This is a genomic window from Bacillus pretiosus, assembly GCF_051294775.1.
Lineage (GTDB): Bacteria > Bacillota > Bacilli > Bacillales > Bacillaceae_G > Bacillus_A > Bacillus_A wiedmannii.
On record NZ_JBPPHF010000562.1, the window covers coordinates 1 to 283 of the forward strand.

A 283-nucleotide genomic window follows, 5' to 3' on the forward strand; every position below is an offset into this window, starting at 1 on the left:
GACAACAATAAAGTTATGCTTTTTCGCGAATGCAATTACCTCTTTAAAGAAATCTGCATGAGCCATTGCTGGAACTGGATTCCCTGGGAAGTTTAAAATCATCATCTTTGCTTGATCAGCAATTTCTTCGGGGATAGCTGCTAAATTAGGTAAGAATTCATTTTCTTTCTTTAAAGGCATGTAATAGGAAGTTGCACCAGCCATTTGAATTCCAGTTTCATAAGCTGTATATCCTGGATCCGGAACTAATATAATATCTCCCGGATTTGCATAAACCATAGGT

1 protein-coding gene is annotated in these 283 nt (G+C 37.1%); it reads right to left on the minus strand.

From position 1 onward, the window contains the following. The coding region (locus ACSG5Z_RS32170) for an aminotransferase class I/II-fold pyridoxal phosphate-dependent enzyme (RefSeq protein ID WP_435712976.1) at positions 1-283 on the minus strand (283 nt) is incomplete at both ends.